The following is an 18,834-nucleotide window of genomic DNA, read 5'->3' as shown; positions in this document are numbered from 1 at the left end:
CTCGATCTACTGAGCAAGATGCGCTTAGACATCCCCGCCATCCCTATCATCCGGCTGATCGTTGTCGGCACCATCAGGTCTAGGACCGGACATCGACCGTGCTGCACGTGATTCGCGGTACAACCACCACGCAAGCCCAACAACAACCAACACAGCTAGCAGAACCAGTAACCACATCCACCATTGGATCGTGGAACCGGAGCGGTCAAAGTTCTCTGCATCCTCTGGATCCATCGGGACACGCTCCGCGTGGACCAATAGGCGGTGGGTGTTAATGCCGTAGGGAGTACAGGTAATCAAAGTCAGCAGGTCACGGTCTGGCTGCACCTGTAGACTCTCTGTTTCATTTGGCAACACAACTTCGATATCGCGAACCTCGTATTTCATCCGCTCACCAAACGTGGACAGATAGACAAAATCGCCTACTTCGACCTTGTTAAGATCGTCGAAAAGTGTTGCAGTGGACAATCCTGTATGCCCAGTAATAACAGTGTGCGTCGAGGCACCGCCTACCGGCAAAGAGGAGCCAAACAGGTGCCCTAGCCCGTTCTGCAGGGTTTTCTCATCCGTACCATGATAGACAGGCAGGCGCACGTCAATGGCGGGAATGAACACATTCGACATCGCGGGCATCCCCGCCAGCTGATCAAAATATCGTTGATACTCTAGGTTATCTTCGCTCATCTGCTCTAACCAGGGGTCGAGGACGGGGCCATCCTGGTTCTCCCGGTTATATTCCCGGGCGCGTTCAACAGCTTCATTAAGCTCTTGCTCGGGAACGTTCTCAAGTTGCGACTGATAGAACTGCGCAACCCGTTGCTGGGCCTGGTTATTTACCACCGTAGCCACCACTGGGTACAGCAGCACCGCCAGACCGACCAGGATAATCAATGCAGGCAGGCCTACCCTCCGTCATAGCGAGGGCTGTTTAGCTGCAGACTGCAACGAACTTGTCATCCTGGACCACCAACTTTCTTTTAGTTCACGTGTGTTGCTCACTCGCGCAACCAGATGCTGCACGCCACGAATTCTCGACTTACACATCCTTGGCTTTCGCCTATCAAGGGCAGCCAATCACGTTCGCAAGAAGATAAGAATGGGGACGCACGCCACCCCCGCACGTTAGGTTCTATGAGATGCTGTTAACAGAAATCGCAGAAACCTCTCATAAAGGCTCGTGGCCGAGTCATCACCTTCGCATGCACACCACAATACTTTAGCTGGAAAGTAAGACAACTCCAAGGTTCTTCAGTCTCCCCTGATCACGAGAGTATTTAAGCGGGGTCTGTGGTCTCCACTGTTTTCACTTCGCCATGATCTTCAGGTTTACGCAGAAATAGTGCAACGATAACAGCAATGACCAGTATGCCACCGCAGGTCAGAAACGCCGTTGCTGCGCCCTCCCCTTGGGCCGCGCGGGTACCCCCGCCAGCGTCGGAGACATACCCAAAGATAGCGATCATCACCGCAATCCCCGCCGCGCCAGCAAGTTGAAGCAGAGTATTCAAGATGGCGGATCCATGCGAATAGATCGATGCAGGAAGAGACGACAAAGCGGTGGTCATCAAGGGTGTTAAGGAAAGCGCCATCGCCACGCCGAAAATCGTGTACTGGGTGACCAGCAGCCACACCGGGGAGTGCTCGTCGACAGTCCCCATCCACAGCAACGCCCCAGCGCCGATGATGGTGCCTGGAATGACAAGCGGCCTGGGGCCCACCCGGTCATAGAGCGCACCGGCAATCGGAGAAATCACAGTCTCAACCAGCCCACCCGGCAGGGAGGCCAAGCCAGCCACCAGCGCGGTGGTCAGCAGCGCACCCTGCAGATACAGCGGCAAGGTGTTGGCCATTCCCAGCATCGCGGCCTGGAAAAGGACGATGACGACGATCGCCACCACGAAGTTGCCCACCCGCAGCGGGGTGAGGTCCAGCAAGGCACGGCCCCGCGGTGCAAGAGCGATCTGGCGCCACACGAACAACGCCAGCCCCACGGCACCAGCCACGGTAATCGCGATCACGGCACCAGAGCCGGGGCCACCGTCGATAAGCACCCCCACCGACGACAGGCCATAGACCAGCCCACCGAAGGCGATGGCAGAAAGAACAACAGAAAGCACATCCAGCGGGGCGCGCTTCAATTCGCCCACGTTGCGCAGCTTCCAACCAGCAAAAGCCGCGGCGATGGCCACGAGGACGGCCATGACCCAGAAGGTTGTGTGCCAAGTGGATACCGCCATCACCGCACCAGCGAAGGTGGGGCCCAGGGCGGGGCCGACGGCCATGACAATGGCAATCACGCCCATGATGGTGCCGCGGAGCTTCGGTGGGACAACTGTCATCACCACGGTCATCTGCAGCGGAAGCAGGATCGCGGTGCCGATGGCTTGGAGGACACGCCCGCCAAGCAGGATCGGGAAGGTGGGTGAGATCGCCGCGATAACAGAGCCCAGCAGGAAGGCCACTACGGCGAAGAAGTAGACCGCGCGGGTGCTGAAGCGGTCCAGGATCCAGCCGGTCATGGGCATCATGATGGCCATGGTCAGCAGAACGCCGGTCAGCAACCACTGAGCCACCGCGGCCGTCACATCAAACTCCGCCATGATGGACGGCAGCGCCACCGACAGCGCTGTCTCATTGAGCATCATGACGAAAGTCGTCAGAGCAAGAACGGATATGACGAGGATGGTCTCCCCTGCCATGGATCGAGAACGCGGATCAGGCGTGCTCATCCGGCAACCTCCAGGGAAATTAGCTGAGTATTAATAAGGACTAGATGAAAACAGCCGCCTAGCGCGGGCTGTCCTCAGCGATGGTCTTAGTGTGGCCTGATAGTTCAGGGCGGTGCAAGAAGAACGTGGCCACCGCGGCAACGGTAAGCAGGACCGCGCAGATTAAGAAAGCGGAGGCACCACCCTGGCCGCGGGACTCCACCGTGTCACCGCCGGCGATGCTCACCAGGTCAAAGGTGGTGATCATCACCGCGGTACCGGCCGCGCCGGCCAGTTGCATCAGCGTGTTCAAGATGGCGGAGCCGTGGGAGTAGATATCGTCGGGAAGCGAGCTCATGGCGGTGGTCATCAGCGGGGTCAAGGACATCGCCAAGCCAAAGGAGAAGACGGCGAACATGACCACCACCAGCCACACCGGGGTGGTGTGGTCCACGGTGGACATCCAGAACAGGGACGCAGCCCCCAAAATTGTGCCCGGGATGACCAGGGGGCGCGGGCCAATGCGGTCATAGAGCGCACCGGCGACCGGAGACAACACCGTTTCGACGATGCCACCAGGCAGGTTCACCAGGCCGGCCACTAGGGCGGTGGTCAGCAGTGCTCCCTGCAGGTACAGCGGCAGCATATTGGATGCCCCCAGCAGCACGCCTTGGTACAGCATGATCACTATGAGCGCGATGACGAAGTTGCGGATCTTCAGCGGCGCGAGGTTCAGCAGTGCCTCGCCCTTCTTCCCCTTAGAAATCTGACGCCAGACGAACAGCGCCAGCCCGATCACGCCGACGGCGGACATGGTCAGCGCGATTGTCGCGCCCTCGCCGCCTTCCACGATCTCCCCGATCGACGACAGACCGTATACGAGGCCACCGAAAGCGAACACGCTGAGCACCACGGATACCGCATCCAGCGGAGCCTTCTTCGTCTCCCCGATGTCGCGTAGTTTCCACGCACCGAAGAGGCCGGCGATAGCCACGAGGACCACCATGATCCAGAAGATCATGTGCCAAGTGGAGACACTCATAATAGTGCCGGCGAAGGTGGGGCCGAGTGCCGGTCCCACGGCCATCACAATGGAGATCACGCCCATGACGGTGCCGCGGCGTGCAGGTGGAACGATGGTCATCACCACGGTCATCTGCAGCGGCATCACGATCGCCGTGCCCACAGCTTGCAGCACACGGCCAAGCAGCATCACCTCAAAACTGGGTGAGATTGCCGCAACCACAGAGCCCGCAAGGAAGAACGCGACGGCGAAGAAGTACACTTTCCTCGTCGAAAAGCGGTCCAAGATCCAGCCGGTCATGGGCATCATGATCGCCATGGTCAGCATCACGCCGGTCAGCAACCACTGTGCCGTGCCCGCGGAAATGGCGAACTCCGCCATGATATTTGGCAGGGCGACGGCTAGGGCGGTCTCGTTGAGCATCATCACGAACGTGGTGCCCACCAGCACCGCGATGATCATGATGGTGTCCGTGGTCATTCGTTGTGCTGGTTTCTTGCTTGCCGACGAAGACATCCGAGCATCCTCCGATATGAAAACAAAGGACCGCTGCAACACCGTGCGAATAGTATGCGCACGTGGCAGCGGTAGTAAGGCGGGCACTGTGGGTAGCCCGAGTTCCGGTGACGATTATCGTTGATCAATCACGCTACGTCAATACGTGTGTCTAATCACCGGTGGATGAGGGGCTTTCCCGTTTCTGTTTCCCTCCCCCGGCGGGGATCCACTTCAGGGCAAATGCCACCACCATCACCGCGGCAGCGAAGAGCGTACTGATCCAGCCCAGACCTGCGGTAAAACCGTTAAGCACGGCAATCGGCGCGATGATGGTCATGCCAATTTCAAAGGGCGCGAAGCCCACATAGGCCACGCCGTATTCGTTCAATGTGCCGGAGCGCATCTTCGGGTCCACCATCTTCAGCAGGGCGATACCGGTGGCCACGGCCGCGGTTGCCCAGCCCCAACCGAAGAGGCCGCGCTCCAACCACTTCTCGCCGAAGAAGAGGGGCGCCATGACCAGCAGGTAGAACAGGCAGAAGATGGTGCCTAGGACGAAGAGGAGGACCAGCTGCACCCAGTAGTCAGCAAGTGCCGCGGGCACGATCGAGGCGATACCGAAAGCAATCATGTAGTCCGTTGCAGCTCCCGAGACGGTGGACACGGTCTGCTTATCCAGGTAGTCATCCTTGCCCACCATGGCCAGTGCGGCGCGGCCCAGCAGGCCGATCACAAAGGACATCGCGAACAGTGGGATGGACACGTTGGGCCACAGGTTGCTGAAGAACTGGTTGACGTAGTAGGCGATGAACACGGTGAACACGATCACGCCGCCATGCAGTGCCAGTGGCTCAATCGACGAGGGGTTGGTGGTTGCGCTACCAATCGAAGGGCGGTCTTCCACCTTCTCGATATAGCCGGAGCGCAGATCATCAGGCAGGTCGCCCTTCAGCTCCGAGGCACGGCCCGTGCGGATGCCCCAGTTGGCCACGATCACACCACCGATGATGGCCACCAGCGTGCCAATCGTCGCCGAGGTAAAGCCTAGCGAGGAGGCCGCCTCTGCGCCCGCGCCCTCCAGCGCGGAGCCCACGGCCGCCGCTGTACCGAAGCCGCCGACGAAGCCCACCGGCAGCATCATGCCGAACCAGTTCTCCGTATCCATCACCGGCGCAAAGAGGTAGATGCCCAGCAGGGTGAAGATGCCCCACTGGAACATGAACATGGTGGTGGAAAAGCCCCACATGTTGCGGGCACCCTTGCCTACCGAACCGCCAATGTCCATGGAGTAGGCCATCGAGGCGAAGACCACGGCGATGAGCAGTGTGGTGTAGGTACCGATGTGCTCAGAGAAGTGGATCCAGCCAAGTACTTCGTCGGCAAGAAATAGGCCGATCAGGCCCGCCGTGATTGGGGCGGGCAACAGCAGCTGCTGCAGAAGTTTGACACGGCGACGCAAAATGTTACCGATAATAAGGAGTAACGAGATCCAGCCGAAATCGATCAGGAAATCGTAGGGGGTGTACTCCATGGAGCCCTCCAACCGATATTTTTAAGACTGATGTGATTAGTCAAAACTACCGCATATTAGCCACATCACAACAGTGATACAGTCGAGTACATGACAACAAAGATGTGGGACGTAGTGATCATCGGCGCCGGGCAGGCAGGCCTTGCCACAGCTCATGAGGTACAACGCCGAGGCAATACGAACTTCATCATCTTCGATGCCAACGACGGCCCCGGCGGAGCATGGCGGCACCGCTGGGACTCACTCACCCTCGGCCACACCCACGGCATCGCCGACCTCCCCGGCCTAGCCATGGACCGACCCGATCCAACCGTGCCCGCCAGCCAACTCGTCGCCGACTACTACGGCGCTTACGAAGCTGAGTTCGATCTGCCCGTCCTCCGCCCGGCACACGTCCGCCAGGTCACGCAGGAGCGTATCGACGCTCCCTTCACCATCACCCTTGACTCGGGAGACCAGCACATGGCCCGCCGAGTGATTAATGCCACAGGGACGTGGGATAGCCCCTATATCCCCTACATTCGGGGGATTGAAAACTTCCAGGGCAAGCAATTGCACACCCAGCACTACCGCGCGGCGGAAGATTTTGCGGGCAGGAAAACCCTCGTGGTCGGCGGTGGTTTGTCGGCGGTGCAGTTCCTCTTGGAGTTGGCGCCCGTGACCGAAACCCTCTGGGCAACGCGCCGTCCGCCAGATTTCAAGCCTGGTTATGACAGGCCGGACTGGGGGCTCGAAGTGGAGGAGCGGGTGCGCGCCAACACCTTTGCCGGTGAAGCGCCGCGATCAGTAGTCGCGAACACTGGGATTCCGATGATCCCCACCTACTTAGAAGGTGTGGAAGCGGGCACGTTAGTTTCGCGCGGAATGTTCGACCAGATCACTTCTGATTCCGTTATTTTTGGGCGGATGGATTCGTCGATAAGCGACCTGGCGGTGCCGGAGTCTTGGGCTCCGCTGCCGGCCGGGCACGAAGAGAAGGTGGATGTGATCTTTTGGAATACGGGTTTCCGAGCGCACGTGCCGCATCTGGCGCCGCTGGGCCTGCGTAACCCTGGTGGCGGGATCACGATGTCCGATGAAGTTACCCCGGAGCGCAATCCTGGAATCCTGCTGGCCGGCTATGGCTCCACGGCGTCGACGTTGGGTGCGAATCGGGCTGGGCGGAAAGCGGGGCGTGCGGCTGTGGAATAGGCGCTCCTCTGCACGCGTTAACATTGTTGATAAGACACTAACTTTTACGAGGAGACCCGCTACAATGAAAGCTTTTGGATTTTTGAGCTTCGGACACCACGCCATCGGCGCCCAGCAGGGCCCTGACGTGCGCCAGGTTTTGCACGACCACGTAGAGATCGCTAAGGCGGCCGATGAGATCGGTGTGAACAATGCATCCTTCCGCGTCCACCACTTCGCACCCCAGGGCGCTTCCCCCATGCCGCTGCTCGGCGCCGTGATCGGGGCGACTAAGCACATTGAGGTGGGCACCGGCGTAATCGATATGCGCTACGAAAACCCCCTGTACCTGGCCGAAGAGGCGGCAGCGCTAGACATACTCGCGGACGGGCGCACCGCGCTGGGCGTGTCCCGCGGATCACCAGAGCCGGCCGACAAGGGCTGGGAATCCTTCGGCTACTCCGCCAAAGCACCCAACGGGGCGGACATGGCGCGCGAGAAATTCGAACTCTTCCTCAAGGCCATCGACGGCTACGGCATGGCCAAAGCAGCCCCCGCCGCGCAGCAGTACCCGCGGATGTACCAGGACGGCGCGCCGCTGCCCATCTTCCCGCACTCGCCTGAGCTGCACAGCCGGATCTTCTGGGGCTCCGGCTCCAACGACTCCGCGATCCAGGCAGCCAAGGACGGCGTGAACCTGATGAGCTCCACGCTGGTCTCTGAGGCCGACGGCCGCAGCCTCGGCGAAGTGCAGCGCAGCCAGATCGACGTCTACCGCCAGGCATGGAAGGAAGCCGGGCATGAGCGCACGAACCCGCGCGTCTCCATCTCCCGCTCCATCTTCCCGATCGTGGATGACGAAACCCGCAACTACTTCCAGCTCCAGGCCACCGGCGAAGATCAGATCGGTTCCCTAGGCGAGGGCCGCAACGTCACCTTCGGCCGCACCTACGCCGCCGAGCCGGATGTGCTGATCGAGCAGCTACAGGCCGACCCCGCGATCGCCGCCGCCGACACGCTGCTAATCACCATCCCCAACACCATGGGTGTGGACCTGAACGTGAAGATTCTGCAGAGTTTCGCCGAGCACGTCGCCCCTTCGCTTGGCTGGATTCCGAATTCCGAAGGCCTCGTGGAGGGTTATGACATCTCGGCGTATTAAGATCAAGGGAACCGATACTTTCGCCGGAAAGTAATTGTCTATACACCTGCGCTAGGGAGCTCTCGATTCGATTGGGAACACTCGCCGACGTCGGCCAGCTCATCCGCGAGCGTGGCGGCGACCTTAACTGCATCCTGAACCAACGCCTCTTCGAAGCCATCCCAGAGGCACGCAACCTCTTCCGGGAGGACCTCGCCGGCGCCCACGCCGACTTACCTCGGGCCTTGGGCTGGGTGTTGGAGCGTTCGCTTATCGACGAACCCATCTCCCCTGAGCTCAGTGCGCGGATCCGGCAGCTGGGTGTGGACCACCGCCGGCACGGGTTCCCCTCAGATACCTATGATCTGTTCGGCCTGCTACTTGGCGATGCCATCGCAGAAACCATCGGCGATGATTTGCCAGCCGCGCGGGTCGATGCCGCGATGGCTGTTGCCGGGCGAATCTGTTCAGAGATGAGCGCGGGTGCCGCCGAAGCCGACGCCGAAGGCGTACCACCGGCCAACGCCGCCCAAGTCACGGCTGTGGAGCACGCCGCCGAAGGCGTGAACGTGCTGCATCTGGAAGCCGGCCTGCCCGTGGACTACGAAGCCGGCCAGCAAGTACCAGTGATGCCGATGCAGCGCCGCGGCGAATGGCTCCACCTCGCCCCCGCTGTCCCACCGAACCGCTTCGGCCAGATGGAGCTGCACGTCCCCGACGACATCCCCGTCCAGCAAGGCGAATACTGGACACTGGGCGCAGCCCGCGGCGATGTCTCGCTCGATCCTGCCCGCGATGCGCTGCTGGTGGGCGTCGGGACGGGGATCGCGGCCGTGAAGGCCCTTGTCTTCGACCTGCTGGAACAGTCCGAACGGCCAAAAGTCCACGTGGTACTCGCCGCCGAACGCCCGACACAACTCTACGAGGTGTCTACGTTCGCAGCCCTTGCTGCCACCCAGGACTGGCTCACCGTCACCCCGGTGGTCGACGGCGACGACTTCGTCGACGCCGATAGTAAGGGCGATCGCTTAGCCGGGCTCACCCCCGTGGCTTTGCCCGTCACGATGGTCGTCTCCGGGGTGGGCATGTTCTGGGGCCGCCAGATCATCCTGTGCGGGCCCGAAGACGCCACCGGCGCCATCAAGAACGCACTGCTCAAGGCCGGCGCCGAGGAGGTGGACATCCAAATGGTCACCCCGACCGGCCCCGACCAGTGGCCCATGCCCGAACAGCCTTAGAGAATCGGCAGCGACGTACGCGCCTTCTCCACCAGCGCCGGATCAATCTCCACGACAGCCACCTCCGATTCATAGCCCAGCTCCATCACGCGGTGGCCAAAGGGATCAACCACGGTGGAATGCCCCAACCCAGTCGGCCCACTCGTCTCACCTGTCGGGCGGGCCTGCCCAGCCGCCGCGATGAACGCCGTGGAGTCCAGCGCGCGAGCAGAGGTTAAAATCCGCCACTGTTCCAACTTCCCCTCACCATTCGCCCAGCTGGTGGGCACCACGATCACCTCTGCCCCGGCGCGCGCCAGCTCCTGGAAGAGATCTGGGAAGCGAATATCAAAGCAGATGGCCACGCCCACGTTGACCCCGTTGTGGTCAAAAATCATCAGGTCCTCGCCGGGTTTCACGGTGTCGGACTCCGCATAGTTAAACGCGTCATAGGTGTTGATTTTGTCGTAGCCAAAGTGGTGCCCACCACCGGTGACTAGCGCGGTGTTATACACGCGGTTCTTGTCGTCGAGCACATCGGCCGGCCGGAACATACCGGCGACAAGAACCACGCCCAATTCGTCGGCAAGCGATGCCATGGCGGTGGAAAACTCTCCATCCAGGTTTTCGGCCTGTGTGTCTAGCCGCCCCTGGCCGAAAGCCTGCGAGGTTGCCTCGGGGCACACGATGAGCTCTGCGCCCTGGTCGGCCGCGCGCCGGATGGACTCGGCGGCGAGGGCAAAATTTTTTATCTTATCGTCTGCGGTGGTGATCTGCACGATTCCGATCTTCATGGCACCACTTTATGTGGATAACTTTGAGTTATCCACAGATTTTTCTGGCCGCCCCGCGCGCCCGGCGCACATGGGTCACAGTATGGGCATGAAACCTTTAGATATTGATCCCACACACGTCACATCCGTCCAATCATTAGCCCCCGGCCTGCCCCGGTTCGTCGTGCATAACCCGCTGCCGGAGTCGAACGCGTCCACCGCTTTCGCCGCGCTGTCCGGCCAGCTTGCGGACCGGCTGAACGAGTGCGCCGTCCGCATCACCACCCACGCCGCTGAAGTCGCGGCCTTCGCCCAGACCGTCAAGCGTGCCGACGACAACTTTTCCCAGGAGCTGTCATGATCGCCCTGCCACCACACCCCTATGGCGACGCCGCCGCAATCCTCGACGACCTGCGCCAATCCGCCACAGACCACGAAGCCACCGTGGCCAAGATTCTCAACCACCTCAACGCAGGCGAGTTTTCCGGCGAAGCAGCCGACGCCGCCCGTGCTCGCTTTGCAGGCTTATCGACGAACGCCTCCCGCATCGCCGCCGACGCCACACCAAGCATCGGCGTCCTGAAGACAGCCGACCTGCTGGAGCAGCTTTCCTTGCACATCATCGCGGCGCTGCGCCCCTTTGCAAAGCCTTTCAGCCCCGTCAATATCGCGGCCCTCGGGTTCATCGCAGACACCGAACTCGACCGCATCGACCTGAACTTGGCGGTGGCAGCCGCGCTCACCAGCAAAAACATGTCGGTGCCAGAACCCACCATGGACCGGCTCTATGACCACCCAGACCTCACCTTCGATGAGCTGCACCAACGCCACATGGCCACGGTCCCCGCAAAGGTCGCGGAGGTCGTCGACAAGCACAATGGCAGGATCCTGGAAGCTGGGCCCGGCGGGATCGCCGTCTTGGTCGGCGAGGTGAAAGAGGACCCCGAGGCGGTGATGACCTTGGTAGCGGGCATGGGCTCGTCGGCAAGCGACGGCCTGGAAGGCTACCTCGAGCGCGGCGCATTCATGGCACAGGAGGCCGGGGCGCCCACCGTGGTGTGGCTGGGCTATACCGCGCCGGGCAACCTGCTGGAGGCGGCGAAAGACACATATGCGGCGGCGGCCGGCGATGATCTCTCCTACTTCCAATCCGCGCTTCACCAGCGCTTTCCCGACGCCACGCGGACGGTCGTGGGGCATAGTTATGGCACCGTGGTGGTCAGCGAAGCCGCGGCAACGCACGGACTGTATGCGGATAACGTGGTGCTGCTGGGCTCTCCCGGGGTGCCCGTGGCGCGTGCCGACGAGCTCACACTGTTTAGCGAGGAGCCGCATCTGCTGGTGGCCGATACCCTGAACGATCCCATCCGGTTCACACGCCCCGGAATCCGCGCGGTCCACGGCTACAACCCGGGCTGGTCCGGTTTTGGCGCGGAGATCATGCGGCTGCACTCGGCCGGCGGGCACGGCGGGCATTGGACCAGCAAGGAACTGTGGCGGAGGGTGGGTGAATTAAACCGTCGCTAGCCTGCTCTGGAATTTTCTCCGACGCGTACCATGGTGGTCGTACCAATAAAGGAGAAGTGATATGGCAAAGAATCTAGCACAACAGATAGTCGCCATGCTCGAAGAGCAAGGCGTGAAACGCATTTATGGCCTGGTCGGCGACTCGCTGAACCCGTTTTCGGACGCGGTGCGCGAAAGCTCCATCGAATGGATCCACGTCCGCAACGAGGAAGCCGCAGCCTTCGCCGCCGGTGCCGAATCCCTGATCACCGGTGAGCTGGCGGTCTGCGCGGCATCGTGCGGCCCCGGCAACACCCACCTGATCCAGGGGCTGTACGACGCCCACCGCAACGGCGCCAAAGTCCTAGCGATCGCCTCCCACATTCCGAGCCTGCAGATCGGCTCCGGCTATTTCCAGGAGACCCACCCAGAAAAGATTTTCCAGGAGTGCTCGTCGTACTGCGAAATGTGCTTCAGCGCCGAGCAGGCCGCACGGGTGGTGCACGGCGGGATCCAGTCGACGATGGCTGGCGCCGGTGTGTCCGTGGCCGTGATCCCTGGCGATGTCTTCGAGCAAGACGCTATCGATAGTGGCCCGGCTGCCTCGGTGATTGCGCGTGGCACGAACGTGCGCGTCTTCCCTGACCAGTCCGAAGCTGCCGCTTTGGTGCAGGCAATTAATGCGGCCGACACTGTCACCTTGTTCTGTGGCGCCGGTGTCGCGGACGCGCGCGAGCAGGTGCTGGCGTTGGCGGAGAAGATTAAGTCCCCCATCGGCCACGCCTTCGGCGGCAAGATGTACATCCAGTACGACAACCCCTTTGACGTGGGTATGTCCGGACTGCTTGGCTACGGCGCGTGCCGCGACGCCATGTATGACGCCGACCTACTGATCCTGGTGGGCACCGACTTCCCATATAACGATTGGCTGCCGACGAAGAACGTGGCGCAGATCGATATCGATGGCAGGAAGATCGGGCGTCGCACCACCGTGAAGTACCCTGTGGTCGGCGATGTCGCTAGCGTGATTGAGAATATTTTGCCGCATGTCGACGAAAAGACCGACCGCTCCTTCCTGGATAAGCAGCTGAAGGATCACGCTGCTGCCTTGGAAAGCGTCGTCGATGCTTATACCGAGAAGCACGCAGAGGCCGCGACCCCGATTCACCCCGAGTACGCAGCCAACATTATCGACGAGCTTGCCGACGAGGACGCGGTCTTCACCGTCGATACCGGTATGTGCAACGTCTGGTCCGCCCGCTACATCACCCCGAACGGCAAGCGGCAGGAGGTCGGTTCCTTCAAGCACGGCACCATGGCCAACGCCCTGCCACAGGCGATCGGCATCCAGGCCGCTGACCGCGACCGCCAGGTGATCACCTTTTCCGGCGATGGTGGTCTGAGCATGCTGCTGTCTGAGCTGCTCACCGTGAAGTTGCACGACCTGCCCGTGAAGATGATGGTGTTCAACAACGCCTCGCTGGGCATGGTGAAGCTGGAGATGATGGTGGCCGGCCTGCAGGAGTTCGAGACCGACCACGAGCAGGTCAACTTCGCCTCCATCGCCGAGGCTGTTGGGATCAAGGCGTTCCGCGTCGAAAAGCCCGACGAGCTTGCCGACGCCGTCCGCGCCGCCCTGGCACACCCCGGCCCCGCGCTGGTGGACATGGTGACGGACCCCGACGCCCTGTCGCTGCCACCGAATATCACCTGGGAGATGCTCATGGGCTTTTCGACGTCGGCCGCGAAGACGGTTCTTGACGGTGGTGTGGGCCGCATGGTGGATCTGGCGCGTGCCAACCTGCGCAATATTGGTGGCGCTGCGACGATTGGCAAGAACACGCTGACCTAGTCGCGATTGGTCGGTCACAACGGGATAGTCAAAACGTTATATAAACGCAACGGCATAATTCCTAGTCCTCCGTTAAGCTATAAGTTGTACGTTATTTATATGATTGTTTGTGAAAGGACGATTAAGTGACCGATCATTCCCGCACACCAGACAACCGCGACGCGCGCACAGTGCGTAACGAGGACCACAGCACCGCGCGTGCCCACGACGTGGAAACGAAGGCACACACCCACGACCACAGCACCACACGTGCCTACGACGTGGAGACGAAAACCCACCCCGACGACCACAGCGCGCAGGAAGCCTTCATCGGCACCTCTAACCCACATGTGGCCAAAGGCAACGTGTCCTGGGGCGCCATCTTCGCCGGTGTTGTGACCTTCCTGTCCATCATGATCCTGCTCGGGGTCGGCGCTGCCGCCATGGGTCTGCAGGACTCCTCCGGCACCGCGGTGGGTATCTTCACACTGATCGGGCTGGTTATTGCCTTCCTGGCAGCCGGTTACGTCGCAGGCGCCCTGGGCGTTCGCGGTGGCCTCTTCCACGGCTTCGCTACCTGGGCTACGTCCCTAATCGCCGCCGTTGTTCTGGCCGGCTGGCTGGGCACAAGCCTGATCGGCACCGCTGGCAGCATTGTGGGCACCGCCGCTGAGACCGGCGCGCAGGCAACCACTGTGGACCCACAGCAGGCACAGGATGCTGCCAACAACGCAGCTAACAACGTTGACCCGAACCAGGTTCAGGATTCCGCACAGCAGGCAGCTGACAATGCTCAGCAGACTCTGAACGAAGCCGCACCAGCAATCGCTGAAGGTGGCTGGTGGACCTTCGGTGGCCTCCTGCTTGGCGCGGTACTGGCCGCCCTGGCCGGTGTTGCAGGTGCACGCAGCGTGATCAACAAGAAGACTCACGAGGTCGTAAGCACCCAGCGCTAATTACACAGCACGAACGCCCTGCCCAACCATCACGGTTGGCCAGGGCGTTTACTTTTGCCTTTCGGCGCCTATCTGCGCCTATCGACGACGCCGTGGGTTCCACATCACCATCGCCGTGGAACGCGGAACATGCACCAACTCCCCGCTCGTGCGTCCGCCCCGCGACAGCTGCTGGCGCAGTTCCTTATTCTGCTGCTCAGTGTGCTCAAGGCGGGACTGGAGTTCTTCGATCTCCTCCGACAATTCGATAATCGTCTTGATGCCGGCCAAGTTCACGCCCTCTTCCTGTGAGAGCTGCTGGATCCTCCGCAGCATCGAGATGTCACGGTGGGAATAGCGGCGCCCACCGCCCGAGGTCCGCATCGGGGTCACCAGCCCCATGCGGTCGTAGGTGCGCAGGGTTTGTGCGTGCATGCCAGTCAGCTCCGCAGCAACTGAGATGACGAAGTATTCTTCGTAATTATCGTTACGCGATTCCTTTTCTGCCATGGTATTCACCTCCCTGCTCCACTAATTGGCGCCGGCCCATCCGCGACGCGGATCAAAGCCGGAATCCTTCTCAGCCTGGGCGTAGGTGCGCAGGTCGCTGGTGGCCGCCGCGTCGAGGTTCGTCGGAACCTGTACCTCAACGGTGACCAGTAGGTCGCCCGCACCGGAATTTTTCGGGATGCCACGCCCACGCACACGCAGGGTGCGGCCGTTCGGCGTGCCCGCCGGAACCTTCACCTTCACGCGCTTGTCCAAAGTGGGCACCGTCACGGTGCCGCCAAGCGCAAGCTCAGCAAAGGACACCGGCACGGTCACCTCAAGGTCATCACCATCGCGGGTGAACACCTTGTCCGGGCGCACCGTGACGTGCACGAACAAGTCGCCCGCCGGGGTGCCGTTCGGGCCAGCCTCCCCCTGCCCAGCCAGGCGCACCTTCTGCCCGTCGATCACGCCCGCGGGGATACGCACGGTAATCGACCTGGTGCGGTGCACCGTGCCCCGTCCCGAGCAGGTCGGGCAGGGGTCCTCAATGACCTGGCCGGAGCCGCCACACTTGGTGCACGGACGCGACATACCGAACGCGCCTTTTTGCTCACTGACAAAGCCAGAGCCGGAACACTCGGAACACGTCGTCGGGTTGCCCGACTTCGAGCCGGAACCGTGGCACGTCGTACACGGCGCCTCACCGGAAAGCTCCAGCGGGATTGTGGTGCCCTGGGCGGCCTCGCGGAAGTCGAGGGTAATGCGGGTTTCTACATCCGCCCCCCGCGTCGGCCGCGCTGACTTGCCACCACCGCCGCCACGATTAAAGAGGCCGCCGAAGATGTCACCAAGACCGCCTTCTTCAGAAAATCCTCCACCGGGTCCTCCTCCGAAGATGTCTGAGAAGTCGCTGTTTTCCGTCGACGTCTGACGAAACCCGCCCGGAAAGCCGGAACCACCTGCCCCTCCGAAGCCGGGGAAACCACCGGAACCGATCATCGATTTCAGCTGGTCGTATTCCTTGCGCGACTTTTCGTCGGAAAGCACGTCATAAGCTTCGGCAGCCTTCTTAAAGCGCTCCTCCGCCTTCGTGTCTCCCGGGTTTTGGTCCGGGTGGTTCTCGCGCGCGAGTTTCCGGTATGCCTTCTTAATATCCGCCGCTGAGGCGTTCTTGGAGACGCCCAGGTCCCCGTAATAGTCCTTATCTGCCCATTCACGGTTCATTGCCACGGGTCATCTCCTCCTTTCGCTTCTATTCGAAGAGTGTTGTTGGGTTAAATATATTTTGTGAAATATTTATCAAATCTAATTCTATGAAATTGTGGAAAGGCCGGGGCCAAAGCTAGTGGTCCCCGGCCTTTTTCTAACACGGCGTGTCGCCTATCGCTACTTATTCAGCCTCTGGCTCTTGCGTCTCCTGCGGATCCGCAATGATCACCATGGCGTTGCGCACTAGGCGATCGCCCAAGCGGTAGCCCTTGCGCAGCACCGTGCCCAAGCGCTTCTCCTCGCCTTCGGACAGGTCCTGGACCGCCTCGTGGATCTCCGGGTCGAACTCGTCGCCTTCTGCACCGAATGCTTCCAGCTTCTGGCCGGCCAGCACGTTGTTCAGCTTGTCGGCGAAGGCCTTCAGCGGGCCCTCGTCGAGGTCGCCGTGCTGCTTGGCTAGCTCGAGGTCGTCGAGAAGCGGCAGGAACTCGGTGATTACCTTGGCCTTCGCGGTCTCGACGGCGGCGGTGCGCTCGCGCTCAGTACGACGACGGTAGTTCGCGTACTCGGCGCTCACACGCTGCAGGTCCTCGGTGCGCTCAGCCAACTGGGCCTCTACGTCAGGGACTGCGGCTGCTGCTTCCGCTTCGGCGGCTTCCTGCTCGTCGACGCCTGCGAGCGCCTCGTCGATCTCTGCTTCAAGCTCTGGATCGATCGCGGCCTCTTCCGCGGCCTCTTCGGCGGCGTCAGCGCGGGCGTCGGCCTGTGCCTTAGCGGCGTCGGCTGCTGCCTGCTCGGCCTCGTTCGGGCTGGTGAACTCCGGGTCGGTGTTGTCCGGGTTACCTGGATCGTTCGGCATTTCTTGTGCCATTATCATTCACCATCTTTCTCGTGGCTCCCCGCGCGTCACTACGCGGGGTCGGGCCTACTTGTTGTCGGAGTTATCAGAGTCGGACTCGTCCTCTTCGACAACCTCGGCGTCGACGACGTTGTCGTCGGCAGCGTTGGCGGAGTCGCCAGCGTCAGCCTGGGTTGCGCCGGTGTTGGCCTCAGCCTCGTAGAGCTGCTTGCCCATCTCCTGGGACTCGGTGTTCAGCTCCTCGACAGCGGACTTGATGGCCTCGAGGTCGTCGCCCTTGAGCGCCTCGTCGACCTTGTCTGCCGCTGCGATGACCTTGGCCTTGACGTCCTCGGAGACCTTCTCGGAGTTCTCGTCGACGAACTTGCGGGTCTGGTAGGAAGCGGTTTCTGCGGAGTTGCGGGTTTCCTGCTCCTCGCGGCGCTTCTTGTCCTCTTCCGCGTGCTCTTCGGCGTACTTGATCATGCGGTCGATCTCTTCCTGGGACAGCTTGGAGCCGTCCTGGATGGTGATCGTGTTTTCCTTACCGGTGCCCTTGTCCTTTGCGGACTCGCTGACGATGCCGTTGGAGTCGATGTCGAAGGTGACCTCGATCTGTGGCACGCCACGTGGTGCTGGTGCGATGCCGCCCAGCTCGAAGGAACCGAGCAAGGTGTTGGCCGATGCCATCTCACGCTCACCCTGGAAGACCTGGATCTGCACGGAAGGCTGGTTGTCTTCGGCAGTGGTGAAGGTCTCGGAGCGCTTGGTTGGGATGGTGGTGTTGCGTTCGATGAGCTTGGTCATCACACCTCCCTTGGTCTCAATGCCCAGGGAGAGCGGGGTGACGTCGAGAAGCAGAACGTCCTTGACGTCGCCGGTCAGCACACCTGCCTGCAGAGCGGCACCCAGTGCGACAACCTCGTCCGGGTTCACGCCCTTGTTTGGCTCCTTGCCACCGGTGAGGTCCTTGACCATGTCGGTAACAGCTGGCATACGGGTGGAGCCGCCCACCATGACCACGTGGTCGATCTCGGAGACGGACAGGCCGGCGTCCTTGATCACCTGGTTGAATGGCGACTTGGTGCGATCCAGCAGATCAGAGGTGATCTTCTGGAACTCGGTGCGGCTCAGCGTTTCGTCCAGGAACAGTGGGTTCTTCTCAGAGTCCACGGTGATGTACGGCAGGTTGATGGAAGCCTGCTGGGAGCTGGACAGCTCAATCTTTGCCTTCTCTGCTGCCTCGCGCAGACGCTGCCGCGCCCTCGTGGGCTTGGTCCGGTCGATGCCGTGGGCAGACTTAAACTTTTCGACGAGCCAATCGACGATGCGCTGATCCCAGTCATCGCCGCCGAGCTCGTTGTCACCTGCGGTTGCAAGCACCTCGACGACGCCGTCACCAATCTCCAGCAGGGAGACGTCGAAGGTACCGCCACCCAGGTCGAACACCAGGATGGTCTGTTCCTTCTCGCCCTTCTCCAGGCCGTAGGCCAGAGCTGCTGCGGTTGGCTCGTTAACAATACGCAGGACGTTGAGGCCTGCGATCTGGCCGGCCTCCTTGGTGGCCTGGCGCTGTGCGTCTTCGAAGTACGCAGGGACGGTAATAACTGCCTCGGTGACCTCATCACCAAGGTAGGACTCTGCGTCGCGCTTCAGCTTCATCAGCGTGCGTGCAGAGATTTCCTGCGGGGTGTACTTCTTGTCGTCAATTTCCACGGACCAGTCAGAGCCCATGTGGCGCTTGACGGAGCGGATGGTGCGGTCAACGTTGGTGACCGCCTGGTTCTTGGCGGACTGGCCGACCAAGATTTCGCCGTTCTTCGCGAATGCGACAACGGACGGGGTGGTACGGGAGCCCTCCGAGTTGGCGATCACTACTGGCTCGCCACCTTCGAGGACGGATACAACCGAATTGGTGGTACCCAAGTCAATTCCTACTGCGCGTCCCATTATGTTTATTC

General features: G+C 61.3%; 16 protein-coding genes. 7 read left to right on the top strand and 9 right to left on the bottom strand.

Annotated elements, in window-relative coordinates:
* Nucleotides 1–24: 24 nt before the first annotated feature.
* The 4 genes from ACHFGA_RS04140 to ACHFGA_RS04125 form a co-directional block, all read right to left on the bottom strand.
* Nucleotides 25–891, bottom strand: coding sequence for a class C sortase (locus ACHFGA_RS04140; protein ID WP_394281158.1), 867 nt, complete (start codon nucleotides 889–891; stop codon nucleotides 25–27).
* A gap of 383 nt (nucleotides 892–1,274) precedes the next feature.
* A complete protein-coding gene (locus ACHFGA_RS04135) occupies nucleotides 1,275–2,729 on the bottom strand; it encodes an MDR family MFS transporter (RefSeq protein WP_394281157.1) in 1,455 nt (484 codons plus the stop codon).
* Between the two features lie 58 nt (nucleotides 2,730–2,787).
* Entirely contained in the window at nucleotides 2,788–4,248 is a 1,461-nt protein-coding gene (locus ACHFGA_RS04130) for an MDR family MFS transporter (protein WP_394281156.1), read from the bottom strand.
* A gap of 151 nt (nucleotides 4,249–4,399) precedes the next feature.
* The gene (locus ACHFGA_RS04125) at nucleotides 4,400–5,761 is read right to left on the bottom strand and encodes a sodium/glutamate symporter (RefSeq protein WP_394281155.1); all 1,362 of its coding nucleotides are present in this window, start codon (nucleotides 5,759–5,761) and stop codon (nucleotides 4,400–4,402) included.
* A 90-nt stretch (nucleotides 5,762–5,851) separates the two neighbouring features.
* Between ACHFGA_RS04125 and ACHFGA_RS04120 the strand changes: the two genes are divergently transcribed.
* The 3 genes from ACHFGA_RS04120 to ACHFGA_RS04110 all read left to right on the top strand — a co-directional run bounded on the left by ACHFGA_RS04120 (nucleotide 5,852) and on the right by ACHFGA_RS04110 (nucleotide 9,310).
* Nucleotides 5,852–6,952, top strand: coding sequence for an NAD(P)-binding domain-containing protein (locus ACHFGA_RS04120; RefSeq protein ID WP_394281154.1), 1,101 nt, complete (start codon nucleotides 5,852–5,854; stop codon nucleotides 6,950–6,952).
* Nucleotides 6,953–7,016: 64 nt separating this feature from the next.
* Nucleotides 7,017–8,093: an LLM class flavin-dependent oxidoreductase gene (locus ACHFGA_RS04115; RefSeq protein WP_394281153.1), complete on the top strand. Its 1,077-nt coding sequence runs from the start codon at nucleotides 7,017–7,019 to the stop codon at nucleotides 8,091–8,093.
* 71 nt (nucleotides 8,094–8,164) lie between these two features.
* The gene (locus ACHFGA_RS04110) at nucleotides 8,165–9,310 is read left to right on the top strand and encodes a hypothetical protein (RefSeq protein ID WP_394281152.1); all 1,146 of its coding nucleotides are present in this window, start codon (nucleotides 8,165–8,167) and stop codon (nucleotides 9,308–9,310) included.
* On the opposite strand, the gene ACHFGA_RS04105 is transcribed toward ACHFGA_RS04110, so the two are convergent.
* Complete coding sequence (locus tag ACHFGA_RS04105; protein WP_394281151.1) at nucleotides 9,307–10,083, bottom strand: carbon-nitrogen hydrolase family protein; 777 nt, start codon at nucleotides 10,081–10,083, stop codon at nucleotides 9,307–9,309. The two genes, ACHFGA_RS04110 and ACHFGA_RS04105, sit on opposite strands and share 4 nt — an antisense overlap.
* A gap of 88 nt (nucleotides 10,084–10,171) precedes the next feature.
* Here ACHFGA_RS04105 and ACHFGA_RS04100 point away from each other — a divergent pair, with 88 nt between their 5' ends.
* The 4 genes from ACHFGA_RS04100 to ACHFGA_RS04085 all read left to right on the top strand — a co-directional run bounded on the left by ACHFGA_RS04100 (nucleotide 10,172) and on the right by ACHFGA_RS04085 (nucleotide 14,355).
* Nucleotides 10,172–10,423: a hypothetical protein gene (locus ACHFGA_RS04100; protein ID WP_394281150.1), complete on the top strand. Its 252-nt coding sequence runs from the start codon at nucleotides 10,172–10,174 to the stop codon at nucleotides 10,421–10,423.
* On the top strand, nucleotides 10,420–11,589 hold the full coding sequence (locus tag ACHFGA_RS04095) for an alpha/beta hydrolase (protein WP_394281149.1): 1,170 nt from the start codon (nucleotides 10,420–10,422) through the stop codon (nucleotides 11,587–11,589). The genes ACHFGA_RS04100 and ACHFGA_RS04095 overlap by 4 nt, the downstream gene beginning before the upstream one ends.
* 61 nt (nucleotides 11,590–11,650) lie before the next feature.
* Nucleotides 11,651–13,420: a pyruvate dehydrogenase gene (locus tag ACHFGA_RS04090; RefSeq protein WP_394281148.1), complete on the top strand. Its 1,770-nt coding sequence runs from the start codon at nucleotides 11,651–11,653 to the stop codon at nucleotides 13,418–13,420.
* Between the two features lie 125 nt (nucleotides 13,421–13,545).
* Nucleotides 13,546–14,355, top strand: coding sequence for a TIGR04086 family membrane protein (locus tag ACHFGA_RS04085; protein WP_394281147.1), 810 nt, complete (start codon nucleotides 13,546–13,548; stop codon nucleotides 14,353–14,355).
* A 78-nt stretch (nucleotides 14,356–14,433) separates the two neighbouring features.
* On the opposite strand, the gene ACHFGA_RS04080 is transcribed toward ACHFGA_RS04085, so the two are convergent.
* The 4 genes from ACHFGA_RS04080 to dnaK all read right to left on the bottom strand — a co-directional run bounded on the left by ACHFGA_RS04080 (nucleotide 14,434) and on the right by dnaK (nucleotide 18,823).
* Nucleotides 14,434–14,844 (bottom strand): heat shock protein transcriptional repressor HspR, encoded by a 411-nt coding sequence (locus ACHFGA_RS04080; protein ID WP_394281146.1) that lies wholly within the window; start codon nucleotides 14,842–14,844, stop codon nucleotides 14,434–14,436.
* Nucleotides 14,845–14,865: 21 nt separating this feature from the next.
* Nucleotides 14,866–16,056 carry a molecular chaperone DnaJ gene (gene dnaJ, locus ACHFGA_RS04075; RefSeq protein ID WP_394281145.1) on the bottom strand — a complete coding sequence of 397 codons (1,191 nt, stop codon included), beginning with the start codon at nucleotides 16,054–16,056 and terminating at the stop codon, nucleotides 14,866–14,868.
* Between the two features lie 160 nt (nucleotides 16,057–16,216).
* A complete protein-coding gene (grpE, locus tag ACHFGA_RS04070; protein ID WP_394281144.1) occupies nucleotides 16,217–16,912 on the bottom strand; it encodes a nucleotide exchange factor GrpE in 696 nt (231 codons plus the stop codon).
* Nucleotides 16,913–16,960: 48 nt separating this feature from the next.
* Nucleotides 16,961–18,823 carry a molecular chaperone DnaK gene (gene dnaK, locus ACHFGA_RS04065; protein WP_394281143.1) on the bottom strand — a complete coding sequence of 621 codons (1,863 nt, stop codon included), beginning with the start codon at nucleotides 18,821–18,823 and terminating at the stop codon, nucleotides 16,961–16,963.
* Nucleotides 18,824–18,834 lie beyond the last annotated feature (11 nt).

Source organism: Corynebacterium sp. (assembly GCF_043426755.1).
Classification (GTDB): Bacteria; Actinomycetota; Actinomycetes; order Mycobacteriales; family Mycobacteriaceae; genus Corynebacterium.
Note: the sequence above shows the minus strand (reverse complement) of the source record. Positions and strands in the feature narration are given on the sequence as shown.

Excerpts from the sequence above, each read along its gene's own strand:
- ACHFGA_RS04135 (WP_394281157.1), bottom strand. The coding sequence starts at position 2,729 with ATGAGCACGCCTGATCCGCGTTCTCGATCCATGGCAGGGGAGACCATC.
- ACHFGA_RS04130 (WP_394281156.1), bottom strand. The coding sequence starts at position 4,248 with ATGTCTTCGTCGGCAAGCAAGAAACCAGCACAACGAATGACCACGGAC.
- ACHFGA_RS04125 (WP_394281155.1), bottom strand. The coding sequence starts at position 5,761 with ATGGAGTACACCCCCTACGATTTCCTGATCGATTTCGGCTGGATCTCG.
- ACHFGA_RS04120 (WP_394281154.1), top strand. The coding sequence starts at position 5,852 with ATGACAACAAAGATGTGGGACGTAGTGATCATCGGCGCCGGGCAGGCA.
- ACHFGA_RS04115 (WP_394281153.1), top strand. The coding sequence starts at position 7,017 with ATGAAAGCTTTTGGATTTTTGAGCTTCGGACACCACGCCATCGGCGCC.
- ACHFGA_RS04105 (WP_394281151.1), bottom strand. The coding sequence starts at position 10,083 with ATGAAGATCGGAATCGTGCAGATCACCACCGCAGACGATAAGATAAAA.
- ACHFGA_RS04100 (WP_394281150.1), top strand. The coding sequence starts at position 10,172 with ATGAAACCTTTAGATATTGATCCCACACACGTCACATCCGTCCAATCA.
- ACHFGA_RS04095 (WP_394281149.1), top strand. The coding sequence starts at position 10,420 with ATGATCGCCCTGCCACCACACCCCTATGGCGACGCCGCCGCAATCCTC.
- ACHFGA_RS04090 (WP_394281148.1), top strand. The coding sequence starts at position 11,651 with ATGGCAAAGAATCTAGCACAACAGATAGTCGCCATGCTCGAAGAGCAA.
- ACHFGA_RS04080 (WP_394281146.1), bottom strand. The coding sequence starts at position 14,844 with ATGGCAGAAAAGGAATCGCGTAACGATAATTACGAAGAATACTTCGTC.
- grpE (WP_394281144.1), bottom strand. The coding sequence starts at position 16,912 with ATGATAATGGCACAAGAAATGCCGAACGATCCAGGTAACCCGGACAAC.
- dnaK (WP_394281143.1), bottom strand. The coding sequence starts at position 18,823 with ATGGGACGCGCAGTAGGAATTGACTTGGGTACCACCAATTCGGTTGTA.